The 16791-nt window shown below is 28.2% G+C and carries 14 protein-coding genes; all 14 read right to left on the bottom strand.

Annotated features, from left to right (window positions below; all coding sequences use genetic code 11):
• Positions 1-2: 2 nt before the first annotated feature.
• Positions 3-818, bottom strand: a complete 816-nt coding sequence (locus tag WA340_RS04760; RefSeq protein ID WP_336127586.1) for a GLPGLI family protein — start codon at positions 816-818, stop codon at positions 3-5.
• A gap of 84 nt (positions 819-902) precedes the next feature.
• Positions 903-1217: a hypothetical protein gene (locus WA340_RS04755; RefSeq protein ID WP_336127585.1), complete on the bottom strand. Its 315-nt coding sequence runs from the start codon at positions 1215-1217 to the stop codon at positions 903-905.
• A 595-nt stretch (positions 1218-1812) separates the two neighbouring features.
• Positions 1813-2586 (bottom strand): glycosyltransferase family 2 protein, encoded by a 774-nt coding sequence (locus WA340_RS04750; RefSeq protein ID WP_336127584.1) that lies wholly within the window; start codon positions 2584-2586, stop codon positions 1813-1815.
• Positions 2586-3998: an exopolysaccharide biosynthesis polyprenyl glycosylphosphotransferase gene (locus WA340_RS04745; protein WP_336127583.1), complete on the bottom strand. Its 1413-nt coding sequence runs from the start codon at positions 3996-3998 to the stop codon at positions 2586-2588. Before WA340_RS04745 ends, WA340_RS04750 begins: the two co-directional genes overlap by 1 nt.
• A gap of 7 nt (positions 3999-4005) precedes the next feature.
• Positions 4006-4995 carry a UDP-glucuronic acid decarboxylase family protein gene (locus tag WA340_RS04740; RefSeq protein ID WP_336127581.1) on the bottom strand — a complete coding sequence of 330 codons (990 nt, stop codon included), beginning with the start codon at positions 4993-4995 and terminating at the stop codon, positions 4006-4008.
• Positions 4995-6293, bottom strand: a complete 1299-nt coding sequence (locus WA340_RS04735; RefSeq protein ID WP_336127580.1) for a UDP-glucose dehydrogenase family protein — start codon at positions 6291-6293, stop codon at positions 4995-4997. The genes WA340_RS04740 and WA340_RS04735 overlap by 1 nt, the downstream gene beginning before the upstream one ends.
• 4 nt (positions 6294-6297) lie before the next feature.
• Complete coding sequence (locus WA340_RS04730) at positions 6298-8253, bottom strand: polysaccharide biosynthesis protein (protein WP_336127578.1); 1956 nt, start codon at positions 8251-8253, stop codon at positions 6298-6300.
• Between the two features lie 92 nt (positions 8254-8345).
• Positions 8346-9476: a DegT/DnrJ/EryC1/StrS family aminotransferase gene (locus tag WA340_RS04725; protein ID WP_336127576.1), complete on the bottom strand. Its 1131-nt coding sequence runs from the start codon at positions 9474-9476 to the stop codon at positions 8346-8348.
• A gap of 2 nt (positions 9477-9478) precedes the next feature.
• A complete protein-coding gene (locus WA340_RS04720; RefSeq protein ID WP_336127574.1) occupies positions 9479-10519 on the bottom strand; it encodes a GNAT family N-acetyltransferase in 1041 nt (346 codons plus the stop codon).
• Positions 10513-11493 (bottom strand): sulfotransferase, encoded by a 981-nt coding sequence (locus WA340_RS04715; protein ID WP_336127572.1) that lies wholly within the window; start codon positions 11491-11493, stop codon positions 10513-10515. The genes WA340_RS04720 and WA340_RS04715 overlap by 7 nt, the downstream gene beginning before the upstream one ends.
• A gap of 6 nt (positions 11494-11499) precedes the next feature.
• Complete coding sequence (locus WA340_RS04710; protein ID WP_336127571.1) at positions 11500-12105, bottom strand: sugar transferase; 606 nt, start codon at positions 12103-12105, stop codon at positions 11500-11502.
• Complete coding sequence (locus WA340_RS04705) at positions 12098-13306, bottom strand: glycosyltransferase family 4 protein (RefSeq protein ID WP_336127569.1); 1209 nt, start codon at positions 13304-13306, stop codon at positions 12098-12100. The genes WA340_RS04710 and WA340_RS04705 overlap by 8 nt, the downstream gene beginning before the upstream one ends.
• Before the next feature lie 857 nt (positions 13307-14163).
• Positions 14164-15366, bottom strand: coding sequence for an O-antigen ligase family protein (locus WA340_RS04700; RefSeq protein ID WP_336127567.1), 1203 nt, complete (start codon positions 15364-15366; stop codon positions 14164-14166).
• 181 nt (positions 15367-15547) lie between these two features.
• Positions 15548-16750 (bottom strand): O-antigen ligase family protein, encoded by a 1203-nt coding sequence (locus tag WA340_RS04695; RefSeq protein WP_336127565.1) that lies wholly within the window; start codon positions 16748-16750, stop codon positions 15548-15550.
• Between the last annotated feature and the right edge of the window lie 41 nt (positions 16751-16791).

Genomic DNA, 16791 nt, shown 5'->3' with positions numbered 1-16791 from the left:
TGTTATTGTTGTGATTTATGTATTTTTTTTAAAGCTTTGTTATATTCCTCGTCATCTTCGTCGATATAGTTCTCAATACCTCCTCTGGAAGACTCTACACCAACTGCATTTTCATTTGGTTTATAACTAATAAGTTCTATAGCTTTTTTCTTATATAAAGCTTTAAATTCTTCCCAAGTAAGTACTTTTTTTGTGTTAAGTGGGTTTTCAATAGTCTCTAATTTAATTTTTGCATTTTTAACATTAAATGCTTTGAAAGCTATAAAATTATCTAATGATTTAATTTCCAAAATCATTCCTGGTAACCCATCATACTTCCATGGACCACCAACAGGAAGTTCTGTTGTAAACCACGCTTCATATTGTCTTCCTCTAAAAGACATAGTAGCTAACTGGCATTTAAAACCTAAAATCTCTTTACTATCGCTTAAAATAGTCCAATTATAGATGTTTAGACTGTCTTTGACTACAAAGTATTTATATGCAATCTCATGCTTGTTGTAAAAACAATTCTTATCATAATCTTTATATACTACACTCACATTTTTTTCTGATGGTGTATTTATAAAAACAGTATCATCGTCATCATCCACGACAAGTTTATTATTATTTTGATAGGCATTTTTTCTTTGAAAAAAAGATTTTTCAAACTCAATAAAAGTAGTTAACTCATAAACGCCATGCAAAGTGTTTTGAGTAGACTCTACGGTTAAAGTTCTATCATATTGTACTTGATAAACATTTATAGAGTCTTGCTGTGCGTAAATATTTGATTGAAATAGAATAATAATCGATAATAGAAATATTTTTTTTATCATAATCAATTTAATAAAAAAGTTTCGGAGGTTAGTTAATAATTATTAACTAACCTCCAAATTTAATTTAAATATAAAGGTTTGTTTTTATTGTAGACCATCAATAGTAGACTGTGCATTACTATATGCATTTGATCCACAATTAGACAATGCAGCACTTGGTGATGATCCAGAACCTATACCATAAACTTTTTTAGTTTCCCCAGTTTCAGCGTTTACTATAGTTACATAACAAAGTGCAATATATTGTTGGTCAACATTAGTTTTTTCTTTGTTAGGTGTAATAAGGTTTTTTAATTCAAGATTGTTAGTTTCGGATTTAATGTCTTCGTTTTTTAAAGAGTTATTTGCAAAACTAGTTAGAGCAAAAAACATCATAAGAACTACTAATAATTTTTTCATAATTTCTAAAATTTTAAACCAGTTATATGTTTTATACTGGTTGGTTAATAATTGTTTAATTAGCCGTAAATTTTAGTCGTTGGGTCTAGTCGTAATACTATTTTAATAATTTAGTCAGGCTATTAAAATAAAAAACAAGCGCTTGTTAAAGATTAATCTTGTTACCTATAAAAGAGAATGAATACGACTAAATTTTCATTCTAGTTTTAAAGGCAAGATAAAACTATAGGAAAAAACTTAATGTTATTTGTTTTTAATCGTTTTTTTTTTTGCGGTTTATCTAATATCTGTAATATTCATTCTTTTTTGTTGTGGTAAAAGCCGTAATTAGAAAATATTGCAGTGCATTTAATATTAGGGTTATTAGGTTCACTTCGACTACGCTCAGTGACCAAGATTAACATTTAAAAAACGGTAGTTGTTTATTTTAAAATTACAAATAGTTATATGGTTCTCGATACAAATTTGTTCACGCTTCACAAATTTACTCGAACTGACGCGTGAACTTATTTTGTAGAAACGATTTACCATTGTTGCTGTTTAATTAGTAATTTACCTAATGTGAGATGTCTCGCTATGCTAGACATGACAAAGACTATTTTATTTTGGTTATCAACTTAGATTTTACCATAAAATGTTCCCAAAGAAAAATAAGCATTCTGTAAAGCGATTTTATAGTACTAAATCCTAAGCCTTTTTTATAGACTAGGTAATTGTATTTAAGTAATTCTATTTTATTAGAAGACATTGAATTTTGCCTAACACGATAATACGCTAAAGATTCTTGAATACCTAACGCTGGTTTGCTTGACTTTTTAATTGCAGCTAACCATAATAACCAATCTTGTCTTTTTCTTAAATCTGGACTTGTTATTTTGCCTAAAGTTTTGGCATTATACATTCCTGTTAAGTTGCCGATGTAGTTTGTTTTTAGGTATTTATTATACGTAAGTTTTGGTATGGCTTGTACTAATTTGTGTAGTGGTTTACCGTTTTCATCAATTTGCTCGTAACTAGAAAAACTAACGTCACAATTATGGTTTTGCATAAATTGGATTTGTTGGTCTAGTTTGTTTGGTTTCCATAAATCGTCTGCGTCTAAAAACGCGATGTAATCACCTTTGGCTTCAAGTATACCTTTGTTTCTGGATTGTGCAGTACCTAAATTAGTTGGATTTTGAAGTAGTGTAATGTTAGAATATTTCTGCTTAAAATCTTCAACAATTTGAATGGTATTATCGGTTGAACCATCGTCTATAAGCATCAATTCCCAATTAGAATAGGTTTGATTTACAACGCTATTAATAGTTTTCAGAATAAATTTTTCTGAATTATACATTGGAGTAATAATGGACACTAACGGTTGCATTAATAGGCTTGTTTTTGTCCTTTAAAGATATTAATTGTTGTTTGAAAAATGATTTTTAAATCTAAAACTAGTGACCAATTTTCGATATAAAAATTATCGTATTTAACACGGTTTATAATGTCTTCATCATTTTTAACTTCTCCTCTATACCCTTTTATTTGCGCTAAACCGGTTACTCCTGGTTTTACATTATGTCTAAAAATGAAGTTATATTTATCTATTTTTTTCGAGTAATCTTCTGTGTAAGACAGCATATGTGGTCTTGGTCCTACAACGCTCATATCTCCTTTTAAAACGTTATAAAATTGAGGTATCTCGTCTATGCTTGTTTTCCTTAAAAACTTACCAATTGTGGTTAATCTGTTATCATCTTGTGTGACGTAAGTCCCTTTTACTTCTTTAGTTTCTCTTAAGGATCTAAACTTATAGCAATCAAATTCTTTATAATTAATTCCGTTACGTTTGTGTCTATAAAATAAAGGACCTTTAGATTCTAGTTTTATTAAAATGAATAATAGCGGCGTTAACCACGATAAAATAAAAACAATTACAAATAGAGAAAATAAGACGTCAAATGTGCGCTTAACCAGTTTATTAAAATTATTATTTAAAGCTACTTCCTGCATTGATAACACAGGTAAATAATTGTAATAATCGGTTTTTAATCGCTTAGTAATTAACTTATTTGTTTTAGGAATAAACTTGATGTTACAATGATGAAGATTAGCATACTTTACATACTCGTTTACTTGCTTTTCGGTAAGTTCGTCTATTGAGCAATAAATCTCATCAATGCCAGAATTTTCATTTAAAAATTGAAAGCTTTGCTCTATATTTCCTGTAAATTCATTTAGATTTTTAGAGTTAGCAAACATTCCTTTTAGCTGATAACCTAATTCTTTTTTTAGGTTAAATAGCTGTTTTAGCTCTAAAGCACCTTCACTTTTACCGATTATAATTACACGTCTTACGTTTCCGTTTAAATAGCTTCTAAAACTCTTCAAAACATAAAAACTAATTAGTTTAATAAAAGCTATACAAGCAAAACTGTAAACAAGGTATTTTAATGTTGTAAAAGCTTGGATATCTATACTTCTAAATATCCCTATAAAAGCAAATACAATGATAGCAAACACAAAAAATTGCTTGATTAAAAGTGAAATTATATTAAGAACAGAGGTATATCTATATACACCATAAAAGTTGATTAATGATGTAGACATTAACCAAGCGATAGTTGAGTAAAAGATGTATAATAAATGCTTATTATTTAATAACGCTGAAGAGAAAAAGTATAAATTTTCTTCATTAAAATTGAAAATATAAAACGCAAAAAGATTGATGACAAAAATGTCAAAAAGCACCAAAAATGGTCTTAACAACCAAGAATATCTACCGCGTTTAAACTCCATAAACTATTTATTTATGGTAATTAGTAAAGTCTTTGTGTTCGCTTTTGTAAAGCTCGTCTTCAGTAAGACTTTTAAAATATTCGAAAGTTTTTTTCATTCCTTCTGATCTACCTACTTTTGGTTCCCAACCTAAAATGTCTTTAGCTCTTGTAATGTCTGGTTGGCGCTGCATAGGATCGTCAACTGGTAAATCTTTATAAATTACTTTTTGATCTGTACCTGTTAATTGGATGATTTCTTCTGCAAAATCTTTGATTGAAATTTCATGCGGATTACCAATGTTTATAGGATTTGTGTAATCACTTAAAAGTAATCTATAAATACCATCTACTTGATCTGACACGTAACAAAACGAACGTGTTTGAGAGCCATCACCAAAAACGGTTAAATCTTCACCACGTAAGGCTTGTCCCATAAATGCAGGTATAACACGACCATCGTTAAGTCGCATACGTGGACCATAAGTATTAAAAATACGAACTATTCTAGTTTCTAAACCATGAAATCTGTGATACGCCATAGTAATGGCTTCTTGAAAACGTTTAGCTTCGTCATAAACACCTCTTGGACCAATGGTATTTACATTACCATAATAATCTTCTGTTTGAGGATGAACTAATGGATCACCATACACTTCTGATGTAGAAGCAATAAGCATTCTTGCACCTTTTGAGCGTGCTAATCCTAAACAGTTATGTGTACCTAAACTACCAACTTTTAAGGTTTGAATAGGAATTTTTAAATAATCTATAGGACTTGCAGGCGAAGCAAAATGAAGAATATAATCTAAATCACCTTCTATATTAATGTAATTGGTTACATCGTGCTCTACAAACTTGAAATTAGAGTTTCCTGTAAGATGTGCTATGTTTTTAGAATCGCCAGTAATAAAATTATCCATACCAATAACATAGTAACCTTCGCTTACAAATTTATCACATAGATGAGATCCTAAAAAACCTGCTGCACCTGTAATTAAAACTCTTTTTTGACTCATTATCTTCCTATTGAAATGTATTTAAAACCTTCGTTTTGTACTTCATTAACTTCGTATAAATTACGACCATCAAAAATAGTGTGACCTTTCATTAAGTCTTTCATTTTTGAAAAATTAGGTGTTCTAAAAATACTCCATTCAGTAGAAATAACTAAAGCATCTGCATTTTCTAAAGTATCGTACATGTTATCTGCAAAAGTAATTTTATCTCCTAATTTGCGCTTTACATTTGGCATTGCTTCTGGATCAAAAGCTTTGATGTTACATCCTTGAGATAAAAGTTGGTCAATCATGTATAATGAAGGTGCCTCACGAATATCATCTGTTTCTGGTTTAAAGGCCAATCCCCAAACTGCAATGTTTTTACCTTTTAAATCGTTATTAAAATGATTTTCTATTTTAGGAATTAACACTAATTTTTGTCTAGCATTGACATTAATTACTGCATCTAATATTTTAAAATTATAGTTATTTTCTTGTCCTGATTTATGTAATGCTTTTACATCTTTTGGAAAACAAGATCCACCATAACCTATACCCGGAAATAAGAAACGTTTACCAATACGAGAGTCTGTACCCATACCTATACGCACCTTATCTACATCTGCTCCAACTTTTTCACAGAAGTTAGCAATCTCGTTCATAAACGTTATTTTTGCTGCTAAAAAGGAATTTGAAGCGTATTTAGTAAGCTCGGCAGATTTTTCGTCCATTATAATAATTGGATTACCAGATCTAACGTATGGTTTGTATAGTTTCTCCATAAGTTTTGTTGCACGCTCACTACTAGATCCAACTACTATACGTTCTGGTTTTAGAAAGTCGTCTACAGCAAATCCTTCTCTTAAAAACTCAGGATTTGAGACTACATCAAATTCTACTTTCGCATGTTTTGCAATAGCAGCTTTTACTTTATCTGAAGTACCAACAGGCACAGTACTTTTATCTACGATGACTTTATAATCTTTGATTAGTTTACCAATATTATCTGCGACACCTAAAATATATTTTAGATCTGCAGATCCATCTTCATCTTCTGGTGTTGGTAATGCAAGAAAAATAATATCTCCATGCTCTAATCCTTCTTCTAGACTTGTTGAAAATCTTAGTCTATTTGCTTTAATGTTTCTTTCGAAAAGTACATCTAAATGTGGTTCGTAAATTGGAACTTCTCCATTTTGCATTTTATTAACCTTTTCTTGGTCAATATCAATACATAATACGTCGTTTCCTGTCTCTGCTAAGCATGTTCCTGTTACTAATCCTACATATCCGGTACCTACTACTGCTATTTTCATTTTATTACTTTTTATCAAAAATTTCATAGTCAGAATTCATACTAATAAACTCTGGAACTATGTCTTTCATTTTTTTAACGATTGCATTTTTATCTTCCTCTTTAGCAATCGTTATTAGTTCTTGAATGTGTTCGTTGATTACTAAGTGAGAGTAAGCCTCTACTTTAGCTATCATTATTTTCTCATTATATGTAGGTAGTGTTGTAGACTTGTCGCTTAACAATTCTTCATATAGTTTTTCTCCTGGTCTTAAACCTACTACTTTAATATCTATGTCTTTATAAGGTGTAAATCCTGCTAGTCTAATTATTTTTTTAGCTAGGTCTATAATCTTTACAGCCTTTCCCATATCAAATATAAAAATTTCGCCTCCATTGCCCATTGCTCCTGCTTCCAAAACTAACTGACAAGCTTCTGGAATAGTCATAAAGTATCTAATGATGTCTGGATGCGTTATTGTTAGTGGTCCACCTTCTTCAATTTGTCTTTTAAATAAAGGAACTACAGACCCATTACTACCTAAAACATTACCAAAACGTGTTGTCACAAAGTTTGTTGTGGCTTTGTTTTTTTTATTCACCTTTTGTTGAAGAGCTTGAACATAGATCTCGGCAATTCTTTTAGATGCACCCATAACGTTACTTGGGTTTACTGCTTTATCTGTTGAGACCATTACAAACTTTTCTGCTTTATACTTACAGGCTAAATCTGCAACATTTTTTGATCCAATGATATTGGCAAATACAGCTTCTGAAGGATGACATTCCATTAATGGGACATGCTTATAGGCTGCTGCATGATATATAACATCAGGTTTATATTTTTCAAAAACTGTTTCTAATACATCTGCTTTTCTTACATCTGCAATAACAGCCTCGTATTGTAGTTCTGGAAAATTATTTTTAATTTCTAACTGAATATTATATAAAGGCGATTCTGCTTGATCTAAAATTAATAGTTTTTTGGGCTTATAATTAGCTACTTGTCTAACTATTTCGCTACCAATTGAACCTGCTCCACCTGTGACTAAAATTGTTTTATTAAAAATTTCTTTAGCAACTAGTTTGTTATCTAGCTTAATAGGATCACGCTCTAAAATATCTTCAATTTGTATTTTTTGTATTTGAGAGGATAAGTTAGTTTTGTTTTCTATATCAGAAATTAATGGTGCTCTAAAAACTTTATAATTGTGCTCTAAACAGCTATCAACAATTTTAATACTTTCTTCTTTTGTAAGGCTGCTATCTGCAAGTATTAAAGCTTGTGCATTATAAATTCTTAAAATTACAGCTGTCTTGCGATTAATATGTATAATTGGTAAGCCTAATATCTCTTTGCTTTTATTTTTACCTTCTTTATCTATAAACCCTAACACATTATATCTTGCCGGCTTTTCAGATTTTAAAGCACTTGCAATTGCTATTGCATTTTCGCCTGTACCATATACTAATACATTTAATTTTGTATTAATATCACTGTAGCTTTGATAAATTTCAAAAATTTGTTTTACTAAAACTCTAAACAAAAATAAACCACAAAATGAAATAACTGCATAAATAAACAATTGTGGAATAAAGAAAACCTCTTCTGATGTAAACAAATAATACCCATAGTGAATAGCTAACACCGAAAATAATGTAGCAGCAGTAGCTATAAAAAACTTAGCCGCATCTATAAATGTAGAGTGTCTAATTAATCCTGCATAAGTCCTAAATAGTATAAAGAATAGTATATTAATTAGCAATAAGACAACCTCTTGTGAAGAAAAACCAAAATCTATAATTATTGTCTTTTGTATTTTGCTTACAACTAACCTTGTTATAAACAAAGAGATAAGTAATGTTATTATATCAAAACAAAGTATAGCCCATCTTGGTAAGTATCCAATATTTTTAAAATCTATCTTCTTACGACTAGATTCGATAACTTGACGGAAGGCTTGTTTTAATTGATTAAGCATTTAAGTTGTTTAAACAGATAGCAAATATCTTAAATATATCTACAATATAGAAATTATTGAGTTTAAAACGCTTTTATGATAAGATATTAACCTTATGCTAATAAACTATTTACCACATTTTTTATACGGTTAAGCTCATTCTTTGTTAAGTTTGAACCACTTGGTAAACAAACTCCTTTTTTAAATAATTTTTCGCTTATATTTTTTCCATAAAATGGTAAACCGTTAAATATAGGTTGAAGGTGCATTGGCTTCCATAGTGGTCTTGTTTCAATATTTTCTGCATCCATAGCTGCTTGAAATTGCGCTTTTGTAAATGGCGCATCATCATGAATTAATATACAACTTAACCAAAAATTAGAGTAGTAATCTTGGGTTGGTTGCTGTTGCACCTCAATACCCTTAACGTCTTTGAATAAGTCATTATAAAACTGATTATTAGCTCTTCTTAAGTTAATGTGTTTGTCTAAGACTTCCATTTGACCTCTTCCTATTCCTGCACTAATATTACTCATTCTATAGTTGTAACCTATTTTTGTGTGCTCGTAATGCGGTGCATTGTCTCTAGCTTGTGTTGCAAAAAAGATCGTTTGCTTCTTTTCTTGTTCTGTATTGCAAACTAATGCACCACCACCAGAAGTAGTAATAATTTTATTACCGTTAAAGGACAATATTGAATATGCGCCAAACGTACCGCATTTTTTTCCTTTATAAGTTGAACCTAAAGCTTCTGCAGCATCTTCAATTATTGGTATATTATATTTATTTGCAACTTCTAATAATTGATCTATTTGTGATGGCATACCATAAAGGTGAACTATTATAATTGCTTTTGGTGTTTTTCCTTTAGCTATTCTATCTTTTATGGCTTCTTCTAAATAGTTTGGACACATATTCCAAGTCTGTTCTTCACTATCTACAAAAATTGGTTTTGCTCCTAAGTAAGTAATCGGGTTTGCAGACCCACAAAAAGTAAATGTTTGACAAATTACCTCATCATCTCTTTTAACACCTAATTGCAATAAAGCTAAATGTATAGCTGCTGTACCAGATGATAGACAAGCTACATGTTTATCATTATTCAAGTAATTTTCTAAATCATTTTCAAAGCCAGTTACATTAGGTCCTAATGGAGCTATCCAATTGGTATCAAATGCTTCTTGCACATAGTTTTGTTCTGTTCCTCCCATATGCGGTGAGGATAGCCATATTTTTGGTTTCATAGTTATGCCCTATATAAAGGAAAAAAATTAGAGTCTAATTGACTCTTATCTGAAATTAGTTTTTCCGTTAATTTATAATATACTTCCTCGTTTACAACATAGTTAAATGTGTTAAACTCGCACTGAATTTTTGAAAACCCACGTTTAAATCTAAATAAAGGATCTTGATCTGATGAGGTTGTTCCTCCTCCTAAATGAAAACAATCATAACCTTTTTGGGTACCATATAATCGTATTTCATCTAATAAAAGTTTCATAGGCGTTATTTTCATATAATCACTTCTTGTTCCAGCAAGATGATATTGAATGATATTTTTACAAAATATAAATAATGCGGCTGCAATACGTACCCCATCCATTTCAACAAATACTAAACGAGTCTTAAAATCTTCACTTTTAAATAAAGTAGAGTAATATTCTTTTGAAAAAAAGTATCTTTCATGAGCATTAACCCTTTTCATTGTTTCTTCATAAATTTCAATAAATTCTTCAATGTCTTCTTCTTTATGATCAGACCAAATTACTTTTGAGTTTTTTCGTAATTTATTTATTTCGCTTTTATTAGATTTCCTGTAATGCTTACGTTGTTCTTCTAATGATTGTTTTAAATCTATTTGTATTGTATTACTGTTTTTTATTACATCTCCTATTTTTTTTAATAAAAAACCTTGATGTATTGTAGGATGTAATCTTGAAAACACCGAAATTATATTGTTATTATTACAATGCTCTTGAAATTGAGATCTAAAACTTAAACAATGTTGTTCTGTTATTTTTCCTTTAAAAATTGGACCAACATAACCGTATGCAGAAGTGTAATCGAATGCTATTATTTCTCCGTTTAAATTGGTTACTTTACGTTTTAAAAATGGAAATACAATTAAGTAATCTTCATCTTGTTTAACAATTAGCTCTGGTTCGCCTTCATTATTATCTTTACTGATTTTGTTATAGTCCCATGTGTGATAAAAATCAAAATCATCACATTGTGAAACATATTTTTTCCACTGCTCTTTTTGCGATATATCAATAATTTTTAACATGTAAGCTCCTTGAAATTAGACTTTAACCAAAGTTCAGCTTCTTTAAAGCCTTCATAATGTTGACCAAAATTTGTTGATTTATTTTCTATTATATCAACCCTTCTTTCATGGTCTAACTTTTTAATTAATTCTAAACCGGTTATTTTATTATAAGCATTTTCTAGTACAACACCTGTATTATTACATAGGTTAGAATACTCTATCACTAATTTATTTTTTGACGGTATATTTTTTAATTGCTTTTCGTATTCATAATTTAAAAAAAGTATTTGTCCTATAATTTGCCTGTAAATATTTTCATTTTTTAAGAATGAATATTGATGTGGTTTCATTGATGCCCAAATAGTTTCATTTCCAAACATTTTTTTTCTAAGCTTTAATATTGAAAACGCATTTGGATATAGATCTCTTTTTATATGAATAAAAAGAGTTTTAGGCATCATCTTTACAGCTTCTTCTATATGAAAACCATATAAAAAAGATTTATAAATAATCGGTTTATTGTAAGCTAATCCCATTTGATACAAAATTTGTCTTAACTGATCCCAATCTATTGTATGTATTGGATTATATGTTTGCTGTAAATGATCTTTGTATTGAAGATGGTGCTTCCAAAAATAGCCAAATTCGTGAGGCTCTTGTATATTATTTGTTCTTCCAAAATCTGATTTTAAATTAGATTTATAGTTATCACCTAATAATTTTTTTGAAAGGTGAATACCATATAATGGAGCATTCCAAAATGTTGCAATAAAGTTATTTACATATCCTAAATCAAAATTTGATATTAATAGTTGCATTAATAGTGTGGTACCTGATCGAGGTGAACCAATAACATGTATTGATGTTTGGTCTTTGATGTTTTTTTTAAACAACTCTTTTTGTGAAAGGCTTAATTGACTGTTTAATGAGTTGAGTACTGCCTCAAAAGAAGTTGCTTTTTTATATTGTTCTGTAAGTTTATCTTTACTCATTAGCTATTAATTTGTACCATTAAATGGCTCATTAATTTCAATACCTTTTTCCCCTACTCCTTCTCTTTTAATCACTTTTAATATTGTTAAATAAAGAATTTTTAAGTCAAGTTTAAATGATAGATTATTAACATACCATACATCTAATTCGAATTTTTTTGAGTGAGATATTGCGTTACGACCATTGACTTGCGCCCAACCTGTAATACCTGGCTTAACTAAGTGTCTTTTCTTTTGATCTTCAGAGTAAAGCTCTAAGTATTCAACTTTTAGTGGCCTAGGACCAACTAAAGTCATATCACCTTTCAATACATTTAATAATTGTGGTATTTCATCAATCGAGGATTTTCTGATAAACTTTCCTACTTTGGTTAATCTTTTTTCGTTAGGTAATAATTTACCATTTTCATCCTTTTTATCTGTCATACTTTTAAATTTAATGATATTAAAGATTTTTTCATTTTTACCTGGACGTTTTTGAAAGAAAAAGACAGAGCCATTATTATTTAAAAGTAATAATAATGTAACCAGCATAAATATTGGACTCAAAACAATAATGGCTATAAGTGATGCTATAAAATCTAGTATTCTTTTAAAAAAGGATTTATACATTCTGTTTTTTTGTGTTTTCAATAACTTTAACCACTTGTGGCACTAGGATAGACTTATCGTATTTAGTCTCTGCTAACTGTCTGGAATTAACAGAAAATATATTAAATAAGTTTTTGTCTTGTTGTAAAATTTGAATTTTATAGATTAACTGTTTAGGGATTAGTGGGTCAGCATAAAAACCACAGTTATGATCTTCTACCATAGTTTTAGTCCAACCAGCAGAGTTAACTATAATTGGCTTACCTGCAGATAAAGAATCAAATAGTTTGTTTGGAGAATTCGTTTTTAAAATCTCTATTTTAGCAAAACTCACAATTGATATATCACATGCATTTACAATTTCGGAGACTTCTTTTAATGCTTTCGTACCTAAAAACTTGACATTGTCTAGTGCATTATCTTGAACATATTTTTTAAATTTTTCATACATAGCACCTTCACCCAAAAAGATAAAATTAATAGTTGTAATGTTATTATCTTTTGCATATTTTGCTGCTTCTAAAAGGTGTTCTAAACCATTAGCTTTACCCATAGCACCAAAATGAATACAATTAAACTTTTGTGGATTTATACCCAAATTTGATTTTTGCTTGTCTGATACTTCTCTAGGATAAAACACGTCAATCTTAGACATATTTGGTATCATGCTAACTTTAGAGTGATTTGTAATAAATTTTAATACGCCTTTTTCCATACCTGGCGATAGGGCTATTATATGACTGGCATTTTTGTATATGATTTTTTCAAAACCTAATGCTAATTTTATTAAAAACTTGTTTTTTAAAGCTCCCATTTGTATTGGCACTTCTGGCCATAAATCTCTAACCTCAAAAATATAAGGAATCCCCTTAAACCATTTACCAATTAAAGCTGGTAAACCAACTGTTAAGGGTGTTGAAGTAGCAAATACTACATCTACCTCTTTTTCTTTTAATAAGTAATAACTTGACATGAACATAAATGATAAGAAAGACTTAAGTCTAGCAACAATTGAAAAATTATTAGAATATGGAACGTTTAAATATAACACTTTAATGCCGTCAACAGTTTCGTACCTTTTTAATGTATCCATGTTGTTTTTAGTACTAAAAACTAAAACATCGTGGTTTCTCTTAATTAACTCTTTAGCTATCCAATAGGATCTAGTGCCACCAGATTCTGTTGGTTTTCTAAAATATTGATGTATGTAAATTATTTTCATTTTTTTAGACTTTGATCTCTGTCGTATTTAATAAATAAAAAAGATATAAACATGATAACTATGGTATTAACACTTGTAAGTAAGTTCCCTGAGAATAACAATGCAAAAATAAAACTAAATATTATGAAATTAGAATACTTCGTTGAACTCACACAAAGATTTTTGAAGAACAATACATATGCAACAATACCTGTAAAACCAAAAAACAATATTAAATCAAAAAAACTCTAACTCAATTCGGCTATTTGCAAATTTTGGTCCTCCAAATATATAATTTAAAATCCGCCAATTTTCTTCAATATAAGGAATAATTTTTTTTGTAAAAGCACATTTCTATAAGAAGTGAAAGATGTAAAAAAACCTTCTTCTGAATACAGTTTTGCAAACAATGAAAATTGTTTAGTAAAAACATCTATAAATATATGTCTAAACAAAAAGGTGAAAATTAAAATACTTGCTAAAAAATAAGAGGTTAATCTTTTTTTTAGTAAATTGATATTATCAAAAAAAAGTACAACAAGAATATCAAAGATAAGAATGATGCTTTTTTTGTACCAAGTTTTGGTATAAGCTTATTTAATTTAAATGCATAAGAAGCTGTATTTAATATACGTCTCCAGTTATTAACTTTATAAGGAAATGTTTTAACCCAAATAAACTTAACTCCATTATTTATTTCTTCATAACAACCTTTGTTATTATATTCTACTACATGCTTAAGCAACGTATGATGATATCCAGAACAAAATATTGTTACATTAAAGCCTTTTTCCACTAATTCTATGCCTAAATCAAAATGTCTAGTACCTCCGGGAAGGTTAGCTCCTTGTGCATAGTGATTAAAAAGCCAAAGATTTTTATTTTACATTATTCTTTATATAAAATTTGTTAAATGTATTACCCTTGTGGGTTTTTAAAATTAAGCCTAAAAATAAAAATAACAGCCACAAATCTGTAATATTTCCTGTTTTCATTGCGCTTAGGAAAAGAAAAAAATAAATAGCCTTTAATGTTTTTGATGTGTTTTTAATAAACAGAACAGATGTAGTAATAAAGATAAGTAGAATTGCCCCTAATATACCCAATTCAAACCATGATTCCAAAAATATGTTATGAGGATAATTTCGAGCATCTATACCTTGAGATAAAATACCATAACTACCTATACCATTTCCAAAAGTAAAATTAATAGGTGAAGACAGAATAGTTTCAAAAGAATAATCATAATGATGAAGCCTTCCTAAACTTGATTGATCTTCAGTAAAATTTATTAAAGATTTAAATCGAGCTATTCCAATTGATATAATATTGAAAATCTTATTTCTAAAGTTAATAAATACACCTACAAAAATTATCATGAGCAATAATAATGATACTTTTTGACTACCTTTTAACTTCCTTATTTTTATTTTAAATATTTCATGATAATGAAAACAAATCAAAGTTATAATCGAAAAAAGTAAAGACCCTCTGCTTCCTAATGCCAAAATCATGAAAAGTAGTATAAAAACTTGCAACCAATTTTTTTTAAAACTTTCATAAATTAAGCTAATTGAAACTAAAACACCTAGTGCTAAATATACAGCGCTTAATTTAATGTAACTACTATCAGGACCTCTATATTCAGCATTTGAGGGTAACCAATAACTATATCTTTGATATATAAAAAAAACACTTAATACTATTGCGGTATATTTTACTATAGTCATTACTTTTTTTATGTTTACTTTATTGATAAAAAGAGGATAACATAAAGTAACACAATTCACAATAAAATTCATGCTCTTTATATATTTATATTTAGGTGATGGAGAGTAAAACAGAGTTATAATAATTAATAGATAAAAACAAAACATTAAACCAATAATTATAGCATAATTAGATGGTATTTTAATTTTCCGTCTTGATAAATTAAATATAATATCTATAATCACTATAACTAATACAAGGAAGGTTAAACTAAATTCAATAATGTAAGCGTTTAATAAGTTATTTAAAACTCCTGATACTATAATAAAAGAAAGTAGTCTGTTTTGAAATTTATTATAAAAGTTTTCCATTTAATTAATCATAATTAGCATATATATATACTATTACTATTCTTTTATATTCTTTTATATTCTTTTATATTCTTTTATATCTAGTTATTTATATTGAATTTTATGAGACAAAAAATTAAAAAGTAAGATATTGCTTTAAGATAATTAATATTAATTTGTTGTTTTAAATAACTTAAATAATCTATTTATTCTTGACAAACAAAATATTTTTAAAATTAAAATAATCTGTATTTTCTTGGTTCATGTACATCAACCCAATTGTTAAAAATAATGTCCATAAATCTGTAATATTTCCTGTTTTCAATGCACTCAAAACTAAAAAAAAATAGATAGCTTTTAATAAAAGTGATTTACTTTTTATAAAAAAAGGTATCAGAATAATTAATATCATTAAAACAAAACCAATAATACCTAACTCAAACCATGATTCTAAAAATATGTTATGAGGATACTTTCGTGCATCGATATTAACATATAAAACACCATAACTACCTATACCATATCCAAAAAGGATAGAATATAAAGAAGAAAAAATCATTTTTGTAGTATAAGTATAATAATCTATTCGACCAAGAACTGAAGCATCATTTAAAATATTTAAAAAAGAATTAAACCTAGATATACCAGCAGATGCTATATTATATTTTTTAATATCAATATAAGAAAGAAATATAGGTATCACTAAACCGATTATTATAAAACTTAAACCATTTGAAAACCATTTTTTTATTGAATATTTTTTTTTAAAATTAAATAATAATAAGACAAAGATTGAAAAAACAAACGACCCTCTACTACCCAAAGCTATTATTATAAATAATAGTAATAAAACTTGAATCCAATTTTTTTTAAAACTTTCGTTTAGCAAAGTTATTGAAATTAAGACACCTAATCCTAAATATGCAACACTTAACTGACGATGCTTTGCATAAAAAGTATCACGACCAACATTTGATGGTAAAAAATAGTTATATCGCTGGTAAATATAAAATAAGCTTAAAAAAAGACCTACAAACTTTATCAAGAATAAGGCCTTTTTTATATCTATTTTTCTTATGAAAAAAGGATAAATTAGGTAAATTATACTAACTATAAAATTTGCTGATTTAATATATTTATACTTTGGAGAAGGAGAGTAAATTAACGATAATAATATTACAGCATAAAAACCTAACACTATTAAAAAAAAATTAAAATAATTTTTAGGTATTTTAATTTTTTTTAAAGATAATAAATTATAAATGATATCTATTGTAACTACAAAAACAACTACAAATGAAAAACTAAACTCATATAAATATACATTTATAAAATTATTTAATACTCCTGAAAGGATTATTAATGACCACAATATATTTTGAAAACTGTAATATAATTTCTGCACTTATTTAGTGTTTTAAAAAGTTCTTTTTACTTACTTTTACA

The organism is Mesoflavibacter sp. CH_XMU1422-2, assembly GCF_037029245.1.
GTDB lineage: Bacteria > Bacteroidota > Bacteroidia > Flavobacteriales > Flavobacteriaceae > Mesoflavibacter > Mesoflavibacter zeaxanthinifaciens.
The sequence above is the reverse complement of the archived record's forward strand: the minus strand, read 5'-3'. Positions and strand labels throughout refer to the sequence as shown.

What these genes read in the sequence shown, in the direction of transcription:
- WA340_RS04760 (WP_336127586.1), bottom strand. Translation starts at nt 818, where the DNA reads ATGATAAAAAAAATATTTCTATTATCGATTATTATTCTATTTCAATCA.
- WA340_RS04755 (WP_336127585.1), bottom strand. Translation starts at nt 1,217, where the DNA reads ATGAAAAAATTATTAGTAGTTCTTATGATGTTTTTTGCTCTAACTAGT.
- WA340_RS04750 (WP_336127584.1), bottom strand. Translation starts at nt 2,586, where the DNA reads ATGCAACCGTTAGTGTCCATTATTACTCCAATGTATAATTCAGAAAAA.
- WA340_RS04745 (WP_336127583.1), bottom strand. Translation starts at nt 3,998, where the DNA reads ATGGAGTTTAAACGCGGTAGATATTCTTGGTTGTTAAGACCATTTTTG.
- WA340_RS04740 (WP_336127581.1), bottom strand. Translation starts at nt 4,995, where the DNA reads ATGAGTCAAAAAAGAGTTTTAATTACAGGTGCAGCAGGTTTTTTAGGA.
- WA340_RS04735 (WP_336127580.1), bottom strand. Translation starts at nt 6,293, where the DNA reads ATGAAAATAGCAGTAGTAGGTACCGGATATGTAGGATTAGTAACAGGA.
- WA340_RS04730 (WP_336127578.1), bottom strand. Translation starts at nt 8,253, where the DNA reads ATGCTTAATCAATTAAAACAAGCCTTCCGTCAAGTTATCGAATCTAGT.
- WA340_RS04725 (WP_336127576.1), bottom strand. Translation starts at nt 9,476, where the DNA reads ATGAAACCAAAAATATGGCTATCCTCACCGCATATGGGAGGAACAGAA.
- WA340_RS04720 (WP_336127574.1), bottom strand. Translation starts at nt 10,519, where the DNA reads ATGTTAAAAATTATTGATATATCGCAAAAAGAGCAGTGGAAAAAATAT.
- WA340_RS04715 (WP_336127572.1), bottom strand. Translation starts at nt 11,493, where the DNA reads ATGAGTAAAGATAAACTTACAGAACAATATAAAAAAGCAACTTCTTTT.
- WA340_RS04710 (WP_336127571.1), bottom strand. Translation starts at nt 12,105, where the DNA reads ATGTATAAATCCTTTTTTAAAAGAATACTAGATTTTATAGCATCACTT.
- WA340_RS04705 (WP_336127569.1), bottom strand. Translation starts at nt 13,306, where the DNA reads ATGAAAATAATTTACATACATCAATATTTTAGAAAACCAACAGAATCT.
- WA340_RS04700 (WP_336127567.1), bottom strand. Translation starts at nt 15,366, where the DNA reads ATGGAAAACTTTTATAATAAATTTCAAAACAGACTACTTTCTTTTATT.